Annotated in this window: 13 protein-coding genes; 5 read left to right on the top strand and 8 right to left on the bottom strand. The window is 52.7% G+C overall.

Annotation, left to right across the window (positions count from 1 at the left end; genetic code table 11):
• Positions 1-14 precede the first annotated feature (14 nt).
• The gene (gene kbaZ / locus AB7038_RS10965; RefSeq protein ID WP_368889118.1) at positions 15-1,289 is read right to left on the bottom strand and encodes a tagatose-bisphosphate aldolase subunit KbaZ; all 1,275 of its coding nucleotides are present in this window, start codon (positions 1,287-1,289) and stop codon (positions 15-17) included.
• 259 nt (positions 1,290-1,548) lie between these two features.
• On the opposite strand from kbaZ, the gene AB7038_RS10960 reads away from it, so the two are divergent.
• Both AB7038_RS10960 and AB7038_RS10955 read left to right on the top strand, forming a co-directional pair.
• Complete coding sequence (locus AB7038_RS10960; RefSeq protein WP_214213985.1) at positions 1,549-2,358, top strand: DeoR family transcriptional regulator; 810 nt, start codon at positions 1,549-1,551, stop codon at positions 2,356-2,358.
• A gap of 95 nt (positions 2,359-2,453) precedes the next feature.
• On the top strand, positions 2,454-4,052 hold the full coding sequence (locus tag AB7038_RS10955; RefSeq protein ID WP_369453307.1) for a hypothetical protein: 1,599 nt from the start codon (positions 2,454-2,456) through the stop codon (positions 4,050-4,052).
• An 89-nt stretch (positions 4,053-4,141) separates the two neighbouring features.
• Here AB7038_RS10955 and AB7038_RS10950 read toward each other — a convergent pair whose 3' ends face one another.
• Positions 4,142-5,791, bottom strand: a complete 1,650-nt coding sequence (locus AB7038_RS10950) for an alpha-keto acid decarboxylase family protein (protein ID WP_369453305.1) — start codon at positions 5,789-5,791, stop codon at positions 4,142-4,144.
• 138 nt (positions 5,792-5,929) lie between these two features.
• Between AB7038_RS10950 and AB7038_RS10945 the strand changes: the two genes are divergently transcribed.
• Positions 5,930-6,829, top strand: coding sequence for a LysR family transcriptional regulator (locus AB7038_RS10945; RefSeq protein ID WP_368889115.1), 900 nt, complete (start codon positions 5,930-5,932; stop codon positions 6,827-6,829).
• Here AB7038_RS10945 and AB7038_RS10940 read toward each other — a convergent pair.
• The 6 genes from AB7038_RS10940 to AB7038_RS10915 form a co-directional block, all read right to left on the bottom strand.
• Positions 6,824-7,450: a DUF2786 domain-containing protein gene (locus tag AB7038_RS10940; RefSeq protein WP_072869810.1), complete on the bottom strand. Its 627-nt coding sequence runs from the start codon at positions 7,448-7,450 to the stop codon at positions 6,824-6,826. The genes AB7038_RS10945 and AB7038_RS10940 overlap by 6 nt on opposite strands.
• Positions 7,451-7,660: 210 nt before the next feature.
• Positions 7,661-8,623, bottom strand: a complete 963-nt coding sequence (locus AB7038_RS10935) for a substrate-binding domain-containing protein (protein WP_223302461.1) — start codon at positions 8,621-8,623, stop codon at positions 7,661-7,663.
• Between the two features lie 146 nt (positions 8,624-8,769).
• Positions 8,770-9,810 carry an ABC transporter permease gene (locus AB7038_RS10930; RefSeq protein ID WP_214234207.1) on the bottom strand — a complete coding sequence of 347 codons (1,041 nt, stop codon included), beginning with the start codon at positions 9,808-9,810 and terminating at the stop codon, positions 8,770-8,772.
• Between the two features lie 40 nt (positions 9,811-9,850).
• Positions 9,851-11,350 carry a sugar ABC transporter ATP-binding protein gene (locus AB7038_RS10925; RefSeq protein WP_072869815.1) on the bottom strand — a complete coding sequence of 500 codons (1,500 nt, stop codon included), beginning with the start codon at positions 11,348-11,350 and terminating at the stop codon, positions 9,851-9,853.
• Positions 11,347-12,858, bottom strand: a complete 1,512-nt coding sequence (gene xylB, locus AB7038_RS10920) for a xylulokinase (RefSeq protein ID WP_369453304.1) — start codon at positions 12,856-12,858, stop codon at positions 11,347-11,349. Before xylB ends, AB7038_RS10925 begins: the two co-directional genes overlap by 4 nt.
• 3 nt (positions 12,859-12,861) lie before the next feature.
• Positions 12,862-13,899, bottom strand: a complete 1,038-nt coding sequence (locus AB7038_RS10915; protein WP_337152788.1) for an NAD(P)-dependent alcohol dehydrogenase — start codon at positions 13,897-13,899, stop codon at positions 12,862-12,864.
• A gap of 211 nt (positions 13,900-14,110) precedes the next feature.
• Between AB7038_RS10915 and AB7038_RS10910 the strand changes: the two genes are divergently transcribed.
• A complete protein-coding gene (locus AB7038_RS10910) occupies positions 14,111-14,656 on the top strand; it encodes a D-lyxose/D-mannose family sugar isomerase (protein WP_072869822.1) in 546 nt (181 codons plus the stop codon).
• A 112-nt stretch (positions 14,657-14,768) separates the two neighbouring features.
• The gene (locus AB7038_RS10905) at positions 14,769-15,770 is read left to right on the top strand and encodes a LacI family DNA-binding transcriptional regulator (RefSeq protein ID WP_004237729.1); all 1,002 of its coding nucleotides are present in this window, start codon (positions 14,769-14,771) and stop codon (positions 15,768-15,770) included.
• The last annotated feature ends 81 nt before the right edge of the window (positions 15,771-15,851 follow it).

Below are 15,851 nucleotides of genomic sequence, written 5' to 3'. Positions count from 1 at the left end.
GCTGTTTCTCGCTCTTATCGGCAGGCATTGTGATAGTGACGCAGCACAGTCTGAATGTGTGCGATGATTAATTCTTCCGGCGCGGCGGAGATTGTTCCGGCACGTACCAGCGGATACTGTAACGGCAGATACTGGCTGATCAGCGGCAGCGGGATCGCCGTTTCTGTCAGGTTTTCCAGCAGACGGGTTACCGCCGCGCTGATGGTCTCATCCGGCCAGTAATAGCGGATGCGATCGGAATAGCTGTAGCTGCGGGCAAGGCGGCGGGTCTGCTCATCACCGGTGTAATAACTCTGCCAGTAACCCGGTTGTTTCAGCATGACATCTTCCAGCACCTGACGCAGCCCGGAACGTACCGCCGGGGCAACCAGCTCATCTTCAAGACCGGCGAGGGCATACAGCGCTTCACGCAGGGCAAAGGTCAGGCCGGGGCCGACTTTCAGGATCGCAAAGTGGTCATCCACAAGCTGACTGAGTGCCTGCGGTGTCTGGTAATCGGTGGAGTGCGCCTCATACACCAGATGGTCATGATGCGTGACCATCTCACTCAGGTCGCGGGCTTTCTCCGGCTGATAATCAATGACATTGTTGTGATCAAACTCCACGCCCGGCTGTACCACCAGCCCGGTAATGCGCGGCCAGATATCCGTAAGCTGATGTTGTGCAAAGGCCTGCTGATGAGCGGCGATAGTGGCGGATGCGGCCTGCGGCGTGGTAACCGCCAGCTCATTCAGCTCTTCGTGAGCCCCGCCCGGCACCGGTACTTCCGTACCAATCACATACACCAGGTCGCGGACGCCGAAATGCTTCTCACAGGTTTCCTCGGCAATCACCGCCAGGCGGGCGGCGCGCTGTGCGACGATTTCATCCGTCAGCGGTACCGGATCACCGGCACAGGACATACTGCAGTCGAGGTGAATCTTTTTGAACCCGGCGGCAACATAAGTGCGGATCAGCTCATCGGCTTTTTTCATGGCTTCTTCAGCCGGTTCATTCTGCCAGCGGTTCGGTCCGAGGTGGTCGCCGCCGAGGATCAGGTTTTCGCGGGGAAAGTGATGTTCATCGGCCAGCTTCCACATAAAATCACGGAAGTCCGCTGGTGTCATGCCGGTATAACCGCCGAACTGATCGACCTGATTGGAGGTTGCTTCAACCAGTAACGGCGTTTGTTGTTCACGGGCAAAACATACCGCTGCTTTCAGAACATACGGATGGGCGGAACAGACAGCATAAATCCCTGTTTTCTCCCCCTGTTTGTGACGGGCAACGATATCAGTTAAAAGTTTCACTTTCCTCTCCTTACAGCCGGATGTGGTTTGTTTTTGTTTCGATGTCTGAATAACATACTGCTATATAGAAAAAAGAAAACAAAATGAAAGGTTGTGAAATCCGGATCTTCATCACAAAAGAAATACAATGAAAGGGTTAATTCCTGAGTCATCCGGTGTTCACCCTTTTTATGGGCTTGCATTCCGGACAAAGAAAAGCGTTAATATGCCAAACGAAATGAAACGAAAGATTTTTCAAATGAATGCTAAGGATAAAATCATGAACAGTCCGGATGCCGGGACGGATAACCGGGTGATGGGAACGAGCGGGCGGCGTGAGCATATCATCCAGCTTTTGCGCACCCACGGCAGTGTTCAGGTGAATGAGCTGTCGCAGCAGTTTCACGTTTCCACAGTGACTATCCGTAATGACCTCGCTTTCCTCGAGAAACAGGGGATCGCGGTGCGCGCTTATGGCGGCGCACTGATTTGTGAGGGGGTTTCACCGGTCAGCGAGCCGTCGCTGGAAGATAAAAGTACCCGTCACACCACTATCAAACGCAATATTGCGGCAGTGGCCGCCGACCTTATCCGGCCGGGGCTGCGTGTGATTCTGGACTCCGGTACCACGACGTATGAGATTGCCCGTCAGCTGCGCCACCATCAGGATACGATTGTGATGACCAACGGCATGAATGTGGCGAATGCCCTTCTGGAAGCACCGGGCGTGGAGTTGCTGATGACCGGTGGTCAGCTGCGTCGTCAGTCGCTCTCTTTTTACGGCGATCAGGCGGAGCAGTCATTGCAGAATTATCACTTTGATATGCTGTTTCTCGGGGTGGATGCGATTGATCTTGAGCGCGGCATCAGCACGCATAATGAAGATGAGGCACGGCTCAACCGGCGGATGTGTGAAGTGGCCGGACAAATTGTGGTGGTGACGGATTCCAGTAAATTTAACAGTTCCAGTCTGCATAAAATAATCGATACCCAGCGTATTGATACCATTATTACTGATGACGGTATTCCGGAAGCGAGCCTGACCGGGCTGCGCCGGATCGGCACAGAAGTGATTCTGGTGAAGGGATAACAAAAAAAAAGAGTGTAAAACAGTACGGATACTGCAGAAATAAAAGAGATAATAAGCTATAAGTTTATTATGTTTATTTCCCGGTATCCGTGTGAATGGTAAAAGTACTATTATCTGTCCTGTTATTGTTTTATCCGTTAATTTCATCGGCAGTATCAGATGAATGTCAGAATATTGCCCGTCATGCCGAAAGTCAGGGTGTTGAGAGTGAACGCCATATCTACCGGGTATCGTCTCCCGGCCGCGCCTATTTTTATTCCGCGCCGGACAGCCGTTGTAAAAGTAAAAACAGTTTTCTGATTAAAGGTGATTCCGTTATCGGTTATCAGACCACCGGAGATTATCTGTTTGGCGGTTATATTAACACCGGGGGTGAGCTGATTGACGGCTGGCTGGAATTATCCCAGCTGACGGAAACTAACCTCAGAATATCCCCGCTTGAGGAAGAGGTGGATTACGTAAACCGCAAGCCGAAAAAGAAAACGGATAATCCGTTGTCAGATGAGGATTATCATCTGATGACCGATAAGATGATAATCCGTCCCGGAGAGCCGTTAAGTCAGCTCCGCAGTGATATCCTGAAATATTATTCTCAGGAGCCTGAAACCGTATTTATCGGTTATAGTAAAAACGGACGGACACTCGGTGTGGACTACCCGGACACGGCGGTTTCTGTTTATATATCAGACGGTGTAAATGATAAGATTGATGAAGAGGTTATCAGCCAGATAGATATTTTATCAGCTAAGTATAAAACACATCGCGGAATTAAAATCGGTGACCCGGTATTTCTGATGTTTGAGCGTTACGGTATTCACGACAGCTTCAGTGCCACTGAGACTAACGAATCGTTTATTTATCAGCGGGAAAATATAAGTCTTACTTTTGAAACGGATAAAGCAAAAAAAATAACCCGCATCACGTATCTTCTGACTTCCCCGGAAACAGCATCCTGCCTGGTTAACCCGTCAACATGGTCAGCGGCACCCTTTACATTACCGGCCACGAAAGAAATTATAGCCGGTGGCCGTACGTGGTTTTATTCCCAGCCGGACGAACAATGTAAAACGGATCGCTTTATTATCCGTGGTGACCATGTTTTGCAGTATCGCAAACAGGGTGATTTTGCCTATGTGAATTACATTAACAGCAAAAACAGAGTGGTTGAGGGCTGGATAAAACTGTCACTGCTGGAAAAATCGGATGAACAAAATAACGACCTCAATTATCAGGATTTCATCTGGTCATCGGATGACGGCGAGGCGGATTTACTGGGAAAACCACTGAGTGATAATACGGTTTCCCGCTGGCTGGAACAGCAGAAGGAAAAAGTTTCTGTAGCGCCGCTGCATGACTTTTTCCGCGAGTTTGAATTATGGCGTTATGATACCGGTGATACGATAATTACCGTCGCCGGTACCAATGTGATTATTGAGAAACGGACCGGGGGACGGGATAAGTATATTTCTGAAATAACCTTCAAAAACAACCGTTATAAAACCAGGCGGGGAATTGCGGCAGGGGATTCATATCAGGATATGATTAAAGCCTACGGAAACCACTATCAGATATCTCCGGACGATAATTGCTACTATTACTCCTGGTTCGATCGCCGGCTCGGTTTTTGTTTTGACGGAGACCGGGAAATTAAAGAAGTTACGTACAAAAACTATCCGGAATCTGATATCCGCTGATATATCCTGAATACCGGCAACGCATTATATGAGAAGAACGGGTTTTAATATCCGGATGCCGCCGGGGCTGCATCCGGATCACCGGAGAGTTAAAACGAGTACAGTGTTGCCACGGATTCACCGAGTTTTTTTGCCAGATCGGATGCGGCATAGCGCTCTGTAATGATCTCAATATACGCGGCGCGGTCACCGGTTTCCGCTTCCCGGATTGCCTCATCCAGCTCCGTGCTGGTGGTAACGCGGCGGCAATACCAGTTATCGCATCCCAGCGCCTGCGGCAGTTGTGCGTAACGCCACTGCGGCAGATCGTTATAAACGGCTTCCGGGTCTTTGCACAGCAGGCGCTCAATGAGATAGCCGTCATTATTCAGCACGAAAATAAGCGGTTTCAGACCAAAACGGCCAAACTGGCTGATTTCCTGGGCGGTCAGCTGATGTGAGCCTTCCCCGGTGATCAGGATCAGTCTGCGATCAGGTGCGGCGATGGCTGCACCAACGGCCGCCGGTGTTGCCCAGCCGATAGACCCCCATAATGTCTGGTTATGGAACTGCGCCCCTTCCGGCAGCAGCGCAAACCCTAATCCCATCGAAACCGTACCGGTTTCGGCGATGATAATATCGTCTTTTCTGAACAATTGCTCAAAACGGGGATACAAATACTGCGGGGTAATATTACCGGAAGCATCAGCCACCGGTTTGCCCAGCCCTGTGGCTGCCGGAATATGACATTCCCGGTGCGGAAGTACGGCGGTCAGGGCAGGCAGCAGATCCCGCATATACACATTCTGCCAGGTTGCTGCGCCGACCCGGACATGATCCGCCATAATGCTGATCAGCTTTTCCGGTGCGATATCAGCGGTAAAACTGCCGGTGTTAAAGTCTGTCATCACTGCGCCGATACCCAGCACACAGTCACTGTTTTCAACAAATTTCCTGACCTGCGGATTCATCAGCTGACCATTATACATCCCGGCGTAATGCGGGTCGGATTCACTGATGATGGCTTTATCCATAAACATGGTGGCGTAAGGCAGCCCGGTCCGGCGGATAAGTGCCTGTACGTCATCAATCAGTCCGGAACGTGCGGCCAGTATGCCCGGCAGGATACAGGCAGACGGGCTGTCCGCGAGTTTTGCCCTGATCGCGGCAACCGCTTCAGTGAGCGCGGTTTTGTCACTGACCGGTTGTGCCGGTGCGGTAAGGTGTTCCGGCATCTGAACCGGCTGTGTCGCGTAATCAAACGGGAAGCCCATATAGACCGGACGGCGCTCACGCAGCGCGGCAGCAATCAGGCGTTCTGTCTCCGCCACACAGTTCTCCGGGGTCATGACGGCATGAGCACAGGAAAGGCGCTGTCCCAGCTCACAGAACAGGCTGAAATTACCGTCGCCCAGTGTGTGATGCACCAGACGGCCACTCTTCTGCACACCGCTGGCGGGCATGCCGACCAGATGAAAAACCGGCAGATTTTCCGCATACGACCCGGCAATACCGTTGATGGCACTCAGCTCCCCGACACCGAATGTGGTGGAAAGCGCCGCAGCGCCTTTGATCCGCGCATAGCCATCTGCGGCATACGCGGCGTTCAGTTCGTTACAGTTACCCATCCATTGCATAGTCCGGCTTTCACAGACGGCGTCCTCAATCGGGAAAGCAAAATCTCCCGCCACCCCAAAGACATGGCGGATACCTAAATCCTGCAGGCGGCTCAGCACATGTTCAACGACTGTTTTTGTCATGATGATCTCCGGTAATACAGTGGCTGATTTATCAGCCTTAAATGATTAGTAATATGAATGAGTTTTAGCGGTAATTACCGGGAATAGGAAATGGTTTATACTCATCAGGGCTATAACAAAAGGTAATAGGTGACGGTCATGGATATACGGACATTGCGCTATTTTACGGAAGTGGTGCAGCTTAACGGGTTCAGCCGGGCGGCAGATGCCCTGTTTGTGACACAACCGGCTATCAGCCGCAGTATTCTCCGGCTGGAAGAGGAGCTGGGATTTACCCTGCTGACACGGGAACCGGATGGTGTCAGACTGACAGACGAGGGCGCGGTTCTGTTTGATCACGCAACCCGTATTCTGGCGCAGTTTAACAGTATGAACAAAGCGTTACAGGATAAATCGGGGCCGCTGACCGGCACTCTGAATGTCGGATTACCGCCGGTTATCGCATCGACCTATTTTGCCGGCATCATTATGGCGTTCAGTACCCGCCATCCGCAGGCAGAACTGAAAATTCTTGAACTCGGTACAGAACAGATGGCGGAGGCGATGGCAGAAGGCAGTGTGGAAACCGCCGCCGTTATGTTGCCGTTTGATGATACCCGTTTTGATTTACAGCGCTTTGCAACCGATCGCCTGATGCTGCTGGTCAATACCCGGCATCCGCTGGCCACCCGGGAGCAGGTGAGTTTCCGCGAATTAACGGATGATAAGTTTGTCCTGTTTTCCGAAGATTTCCGTATCAATGAGCTTATCCGTAACGCCTGTGGTATTTACCATTACAAGCCGGTGGTGGCAGGGCGGAGCAATCATCTGGATCTGATTATGGCGATGGTCAGTGCCGGGGTCGGCGTCACGCTGCTGCCGGAGAGTATGTGGCGTATACACCGGACGGACGGGCTGGCGGCGGTCAGTGTGGCAGACCCGGTACTCTCTTATGATCTTGCGCTGGCAAATATGAAAGGGTATCAGAGCCGCAGTTGTCTGGCCTGGAATGCGCTGGCGCGGGAAATGCTGGGGATCACGCCCGGCGTTCCGTCATGACTGAAAAAAGAAAATATACAGAATAAAAACAATGATAATCACAGCGATGATATACGACGGTATGTGTTGTTTTCGTGTCAGAGCAGCGAGAAACCCGGTGATCAGCGGGCGGGAAACCGGCTCCGCAGATTCGCGGGGTTGTCCGGAGATGTGGTTTTCCGGTTGCGGCGGGGGCTGTTTGTCAGGCAGCGGAACAGGCTTCTGCGGCGGAGTTACCGGTGGTGGTGTCTGTGCTGCCTGCTGCTGAGCCCTGAGTTCTGCCTGCTGCCGTTCAAATGCCCGCAGCGCCTGCTGCTCCCGCTCTCTCTGCCGTTTTCGTTGCTGTTGTTGCTCCGCCACTTTCTGAAACTCCCGCAGCCGCTGTTCTTCCTGCTGTTTCAGTTGTGTCATTTCGCGGTGCCGCTCTTCCGGGGTCAGCGGGCGGGGCGGTGCTTTTCTGCGGGGAGAGGGTGGCGGGGGAGACGGCTCTGCGGAATAGATATCAGACAGTTCAAGGTGGTATTTTTTCATAAATACCCGCGCTTTTGAAAAGGCGTTCGCGGCTTCATTCTCATTACCGGCACTTTCGGCAAGAGACATCAGCTTTCTGACTTTTTCAACCGCCTTTTCTCTGTCATCCATTATTTCACATCGCACATTTATTATCCGGCAGATAAGCCTATCATACGGTGAATTAATCAGAGGGGAAGGATGAATGCGGCGTTGCGGGATATTCAGCGGTTTATGCCGCTTTCCGGGCATGACTTTTTTGAATGGTGCATAAAACGGCCTGAACAGGGGAAATGACGGATAAAAAAACGCCGCCTTCATAAGAAGACGGCGGAAATATGTTTATTTGCGGGCATCCAGTAACTGCTGTGCGTTTTCTTTGGTGACCTGAGTCCACGGAATCGCGTAACGTTTGTCTTTACCGTCATTCCATTTCAGCTGGTCAGCATACTGAACCCAGATTTTGGATTGCGGTTCGTATTTGTCACCTTTGACCGCTTTCATCGCCAGGTCGATAGAGCCCTGCATCTGTGCGTTAGCGTCCTGGAGGATGGAAACCATTTCGCCTTCCTGAACTGAGCGGATAGCATCAGACACGCCGTCAACACCGGCAATGGAGAAATCATTGACATTCAGACCGGCAGATTTGATTGCTTCAATCGCACCCAGTGCCATTTCGTCGTTCTGAGCGATTACACCACCGATTTTACCACGGTGTTTCTGTAACCAGTTTTCCATCAGCGGCATTGCTTCCGCGCGTGACCAGTTAGCCGTTTTGCGCTCCAGCACTTTCACTTTACCCGGACCACATTCCGCAATCGCTTTGTCATTACCTTCGCCGCGCTGAATTTCACCGCTGCCGCCTTTCGGCCCTTCGATAATAACCACGTTACCTTCGCAGTTCATTTTTTCCAGAACCGCTTTGGCTTCCATATAACCGCCGAGGACATCATCAGATACCACTTCTGCGGTCATTTTGTCGGTGTTCAGACGGGCGTTGGTGACGATAACCGGGATTTTGGCGTCATTTGCCATGGTGACCACGTCAATATTCGCTTCATAGTCCATCGGGTTGATGATGATAGCGTCGGCTTTGGTCTGGATTGCGGTTTCCGCCTGGTTGTTCTGAACCATCGGATCATAACGGCCATCATAAACTGTGATGATCGCTTCACCGTTTTTCACAGCCGGATGCTCTTTTGCGGATTTTTCCATTAACTGGACAAATTCAGCTTTCATGCCGTACATCAGAACGGCAATTTTCACCGGATTGTCCTGTGCCGCAAATGCCTGTCCGCCCATCATCAGGGCTGTCAGTGCAGCGATTTTGGTCAGTTTTTTCATGGTCATTCCTTCATTGTGTAGGGTATTGTTTTTTTGCTGTTGTAATAGTCTTCTGCACTTCATCTTTCAGTCTGTGGCAGGCTGAAAGAATCTGCGCGGTACTGCCATCAGTCACGGCGTTGCTTACGTGACGGATCCAAAAGTACGGCGATAACAATTAATGCGCCTTTGATAATCTGCTGGTAATACGACTGCACGCCCAGCAGGTCGAGACCGTTATTCATCACACCGATAATTAACACACCGAACAGGGTACCGACTAATGTCCCCACGCCACCGGCCATGCTGGTGCCGCCGATAACCACCGCGGCGATTGCATCCAGCTCGTAGGCGCTGCCGGCACTGGTCTGTGCTGACCCGGTACGGGCAGTCAGAATCAGCCCGGCAATACCGGCTAACGCGCCGCACAGGGTGTAAACCAGCACTTTAATTTTAATCACGCTGATACCGGAGGTTCTGGCGCTTTTCGGGTTGCCGCCGACGGCATACACATAGCGGCCGAAGGTGGTTTTATTGAGTAAAATCCACGCGAGAATAAAGATGACCGCCAGGATCACCACCGGTACCGGGATATCCAGGATATAGCCGTTACCCAGCCAGCGGAAATCGCTGTTGAGCTGGGAAACCGGGTTACCGTCAGTGGTCAGCAGGGTCAGACCGCGTGCCGCAGACAGCATCCCCATGGTGACGATAAACGGCTGAAGATTGAATTTCGCCAGGATAGTCCCGTTAAGCAGACCACAAATGATACCGATGCCGAGTGCGATAATCATCGGGATCATCACGGCATTCGCGGTATCACCGATAGCCAGACCGGTATTGCTGGTGGCAAACCGCGCCGCCACAATCCCGCTCAGTGCCAGCACCGAACCGACAGAGAGGTCAACACCGGCGGTGATGATGACGAAGGTCATCCCGATGGCGAGAATACCGTTGATGGAAATCTGACGCAGGATAATCAGCATGTTGTCCTGGCTCAGAAAATAGTTGTTGGTCCATTCGCCGCGGGCGACCTGAACTTCACCGACAACCGCCACAATCAGACACAGCACAAAGAACGCCAGAATGATGCCGTATTTGTGCATGTTTTTCTTGTTACGGGCGATAAATGAGCCCCCTGGTGCGGGTGCAGTATTTGTTGTAGTCATGGTCACTTCTCTTTATTCATGCATACGTTGGCGGGTAAAATCACACCGCAAGTTTCATTAAATCAGTCTGGGTGGCGGTGGCGGCGGTCAGCTCTCCGGCGATCCGTCCGTCACGGAAAACAATAATCCTGTCACTCATCCCGATAATCTCCGACAGCTCAGAAGAGACCATCACAATGCCTTTGCCCTGTAAGGCGAACTCAGACATAAACTTATAAATTTCTTTCTTGGCACCGACATCCACGCCGCGTGTCGGCTCATCGAGCAGCATCACATCCGGCTCGATCAGCGCCCAGCGCCCCAGAACCACTTTCTGCTGGTTACCGCCGCTGAGGTTCCCGACCAGCTGATCCGCATCCGGGGTTTTGACATTGAACAGTGTGATCATGTCGTCCGCGCGGGCGCGCTCTTTGCGGTCATGAATAAAGCCGCCGGTGCTGATGGCACCAAACGAGGCGATATTGATGTTTTCATTGATGGAGCGGCCCAGCATCAGCCCGGTATCTTTGCGGTCTTCGGTGACATAGGCTATCCCGGCATTAATGGAATCTTTCGGGCTGTGTTTGTCGAGGAAGCGGTCACCAATCTGAATGGTGCCTTTATCGGCGTGTTCGATGCCGAAAATCAGGTCGAGGAACTCAGAACGGCCGGAACCGACCAGCCCGTAAATCCCCAGAATTTCACCTTTTTTCAGCGTCAGGCTGATGTCCTGCACCTGGTCATCACGGGACAGATCCCGGACTTCCATAATGGTTTCATCTGTCGGCTCATTAAATTTGGCAAATTCATCTTTGATTTCACGGCCGATAATCAGCTCAATCAGCTTTTCCCGGGTGATGCCTGTCAGCGGGCCGTCAGTGATAAAGGTGCCGTCACGGAAAATGGTGAAGGTATCGGCTATCTGAAAAATTTCGGACAGGCGGTGTGAGACATAAATAATGCCTTTACCTTTTTCCGTCAGGCGGTTGATCACATCAAAAATCTTCTGCGCATCTTCCTCACCGATAGCGGAGGTCGGCTCATCCATAATGATGATATCCGCATCCGCGTGGGAGAGGGCTTTGGCGATTTCGACCAGCTGTTGTTCCGCCACACTCAGGTTGCGCATTTTTTCTGACGGGGAGATATCAAAATGCAGATCGGTCAGCAGTTCAGCGGTCTGGCGGTTGAGCTGTTTAAAATCGACAAACCCGAAACGGCGCGGCTCACGTCCCAGCCAGATATTTTCCGCCACAGTCAGGTCAGGAATGGAGCTCAGTTCCTGCTGAACGATGGCGATACCGGCGTGCAGGGCTTCGATCGGCTGATGAAACTCACAGCGTTTGCCTTTGACATAGATTTCCCCGGCATCCGGACGGATAAAGCCCATCAGGATGCTCAGGAACGTGGATTTACCGGCACCATTCCCGCCGCACAGGGCGTGAATGGAACCTCTCTTCAGTGAAAACTGCGCGTTCTTCAGTGCAACAACCTGACCAAAGGCTTTGCGCACCCCTTCAACCCGCAGTAATTCCTCAGTGTCAGCGACAGTGGCTGTCATACGGTGACCTCCGGGTATTCTGATGTCAGTAATGCAAGGTAGTTCTGATACAGGGACTCATACACCGCCACATTCGCCGGATCCGGCTGTGTGCGGCTGCTGTCATCCAGTTGCACGAAGCGGTCGCAGAGAGCGGCCAGCTGTGCTTCCGGTGCACTGTCTGCGCTGAGGGTGTCACACCAGATAGCCTGAACCGCCGCACCCAGTGCTGCCGCTTCCTGGTTGGTGACGCACACCACCGGAGCTGCCATGATATCCGCGACAATCTGCCGCCATTTCACGCTGCGGGCACCGCCGCCGGTCAGACGGATCTCACGGGTGGAAATGCCCTGCTGACGGAACAGATCGATACCGAAGCGCAGCCCGTAAGTGGCACTTTCCACCACGGCCAGGCTCAGGTTCTGCGGAGTCAGGTTGCTGCCGTCCATATTGTGAAGGCTGGCGCGGGCTTCGGGTAACTGAGGTACGCGCTCACCATTAAAGAACGGCAGCATAATAAGACCGCCCGCACCGGGTTTACTGCTGTTAAGCGCTTCATTAAAGCGCTGAATATCCATGCCTAATAATGATTGAACCGTGGTGGTGGCGGAGGTGACGTTCATGGTGCAAATCAATGGCAGCCAGCCGTTGCTGGAGGAGCAAAACCCGGCGATCATCGCGGAATCCGCCACAACCGGTTGTTCCGCAAAGGTAAACAATGTGCCGGAGGTGCCGAGACTCATGGTGGTGATGCCCGGACGGATATTACCGGTACCGATGGCGGCCATCATGTTATCGCCGCCGCCGGATGCCACGCGGGTGTCCGGGGAAATGCCGAGCTTCTCCGCGATCTCCGGACGAACAGTGCCGATGATTTGCTCTGCGCGCACCAGCGGCGGCAGCGCCTGCCATAAGCGGCCTTCCGGATCGATAAGATCGGCGGCAGCCTGATCCCACTCACGGGTACGGATATTGAGCAGCCCGGTCCCGGAGGCATCGCCGTATTCGGCACAGGTCTGTCCGGTGAGCCAGAAATTCAGGTAATCGTGCGGCAGCAGCACATAACGCAGCTGTTTCCACAGTTCCGGGTGCTGCTGTTTAAAGCGGATAATTTTTGACACGGTATAGCCGGTCTGCGGTAACACACCCAGACGGTCAAGTGCGGCCTGTTCTCCGCCCAGCGCATCAATAAACCACTGATTTTCCGCACTGGTCGAGGTATCACACCACAGTTTGGCAGGCGCAAGTACCGTACCGTCATGACTGACCGGCACGAAACCGTGCTGCTGGCCGGAAACGGCGAGGGCGCGGATATCCCGCCCGTCAATTCCGGCGTTTTTAATCGCCTGAGCAAACGCGGTTTCCAGCGCATCAGTCCACCAGACGGCTTCCTGTTCACGGCTCCCGTCTGATTCGCTGATCATCGGGTGAGGGGCTGAGCCCTCACCCAGAATACGCGCGGTCCGGTTATCGGCAATAATGACCTTGGTGCTTTGGGTTCCGCAGTCAATACCGGCATAGAGCGTCATGGTTTACTCCATTTCCAGCACAATTTTCACGTCAGTCGCACGGCCTTCGGCTGCACGCTCATAGGCTTCGACACTGTCTTTGAACTTGTAGGTTGCGGACAGCAGCGGAGCCACATTCAGTTTGCCGGAGCTCAGCAGACGAATGGTGCGCGGATACATATTGGCGTAGCGGAAAATGGTTTTGAAGGTGACTTCTTTCGCCTGTGCCGCCACGATATCCAGCGGTGCCGGGTCGATTGGCATGCCGACGAGAACCGCAGTACCGCCCGGGGCGATATGATCAGAGATGGAGGCGATAACCGGTTTCGCACCGCTGCACTCAAACAGGACGTTCACACCTTCGCCGCCGGTCAGTTCACTGACTTTATCCGCCAGTGCCTGCTGGTCTTTGCTGTTGACCGCATGCAGACCCTGATATTTCTCAGCCACTTTCAGTTTTTCATCAAACACATCACAGATGATGACATCGGAACAGCCGCCGGCCAGTGCGCACAGCGCGGTAATGATACCGATAGTCCCGGCACCGATAACCAGACCGATATCGCCCGGCTTGATCCCGGCTTTGGTCGCGGACTGCATACCGATTGCCAGCGGCTCAACCATCGCGCCCTGGGCAAAGGAAACGTTATCAGGCAGTTTAAAGGTGAAGGCGGCAGGGTGGATCACGCTTTCACGCAGGCAGCCGTCGATTGGCGGGGTTGCCCAGAAACGGACAGCAGGATCAAGGTTATAGATACCGGCACGGGATTGCGGGGATTGCAGATCCGGAATACCCGGTTCCATGCACACGCGATCGCCGACTTTCAGGTGTTTCACATTTTTACCGGCTGCAGTGATCACACCGGACGCTTCGTGACCCAGCACCATCGGCGCTTCAACCACGAACGGCCCGATACGGCCATGCTGATAATAGTGAACGTCGCTGCCGCAGATACCGACGGTGTGGATTTTAATCTCAACATCGTCGTCGCCCAGCACTTCATTACTCTGCCAATCCTGAATGGCGATTTTCCCTGCTTTCTCTAATACTAATGCCTTCATGATCATTTCCTTTCATTAAAATGATATCGATATCATTACTATGATGCGGATAATAGAGCAATGTTTATTATAATTATGTGATGATGGTTAAACTTTTATTAAATAAAGTCCGAACTACTCATGTAGTATTCAGTAAAGAGCCTTTCAGGTCACATTTTTGCTGCCCGGGACAAGGCTATAATGATAACGATATCATTCAGGAGAGAGGCAGATGAATAAACAGCCGTATATCGCGGAATCACTGGCGGTTCTGGAACAGGCACATATCGTTCTGACAGAAGCGGAAAAGCAGCATATTGAAATTGCTCACTTTAATCTGCCGGATTATCCCCGCTCGGGTCTGCAGTTGCTCACTTACTGCAACAGCCCGCTGTACTGCGCTAAAGAGCTGGTTCTCTTTGCTGATCAGACCTGTCCGGAGCACCGCCATCCGCCATACAAAGACCGGCCGGGCAAGCAGGAAACCTTCCGCTGCCGCTGGGGCGAGGTTTATCTGTTTGTCGATGACCCGGCGCTGACACTGAATCAGGATGCACAAGGGAACCCAATCTGCCGCCCGCCGCAGGGGGATGAAGAATGGTACACCTGTGATCGCTTTATTCTGCTGCGCCCGGGAGAGCAGTACACCATCATGCCGGATACCCGCCACTGGTTTAAAGCCGGGCCGCAGGGCGCGGTGGTGTCGGAGTTCTCCACAGAAAACACCGATGAATACGACATTTTTACCGATCCGCGGATAAAAAGACTCGAGTGTTAAAAAGTTGTTAGTGTCGGTTTAAGTAATAAAAAGCGTGTTTTTCACGTGACTGAATCGATTTAGATGATATTATAATGGTATAAAATGATACGTTGCTGCTAAGGAGAGAAAATTGGCGGAACCCCGGACACAGAAAGTCACACTGGAAAATGTGGCCGCTATTGCGAATGTCAGTAAGATCACCGCATCCCGCGCATTTTCGCAGCCGGATAAGGTTCACCCGGAAACTCTCAGGCGCATTCTCGATGCCGCAGATAAAATCGGTTATGTGGTGAATGCGGCGGCACGCAGCCTGCGCGCGAAATCCTCCCGTACCATCGGTATTGTCAGTCCGGACATGAGCAACCCGTTTTTCGGCGGACTGGCCAAACGCATCACGCTGGAAGCGTATAACGCCGGGTATGACACGCTGATGTTTGACTCCTATGAATCACGTGAAAATGAAGCGCGTATCATTGATAAGCTGATTGGCTACAACGTGGATGCCATCATTCTGTCTGTTGTCTCCGCCGAACGGGTGTATCGCCCGGCGTATATGAAACAGCTGGAACTGCTCAATATTCCGGTGATCCTGGTTGACCGTGAGCTGGATGCCAAGGCATGCAGCGGCGTTTACATCGATAACCTCGACTGCGGATTGCAGGCAGGGCGCTATCTGCTGTCACAAAAAGCGGATAACGTGGTGATTGTCTCCGGCCCGGAAGATTCCAACGTGGCCCAGGATCGCGTAACCGGCATGGTGGCCGGTCTGCACGGCCAGGTCAGCAGCGTCAATGTGCTGCATGCGGACTTCCTGATGGATGAAGCCTTTAAAGTCACCGATCATTACCTGAAATACCATCCCGCGCCGGATTATTTTGTCGGCTGCAATAACCAGATCTCACTGGGGATTATCAAAGCCTGTATCCGCCACAACCTGATCCCGCAAAAAGATGTCTCGCTGTTCAGCATCGATGAAGTCTCTCATGCCGATATCTACGGATTCAACTTTCCGTGCATTTCCCATGATCTGCAGGAAATTGCCTGGCAGGCCATCAATATGGCAGTGCGGCGGGCGACGGATCGCAGCGCCCCGGCGAGCAAGGTGGTTGTGCGCGGTCTCCTCAAATCCTGAATCCGCGTCATCCTTCCGCCTGTGGCTGTGTTGGTTTCGTTCGTCCACCCCGGTCACATACTGGTGTATGCTCCCGGGGAT

The sequence above is a fragment of the Morganella morganii genome, from assembly GCF_041099235.1.
In the GTDB taxonomy this organism is placed as follows: Bacteria; Pseudomonadota; Gammaproteobacteria; order Enterobacterales; family Enterobacteriaceae; genus Morganella; species Morganella morganii_E.
The sequence above is the reverse complement of the archived record's forward strand: the minus strand, read 5'-3'. Positions and strand labels throughout refer to the sequence as shown.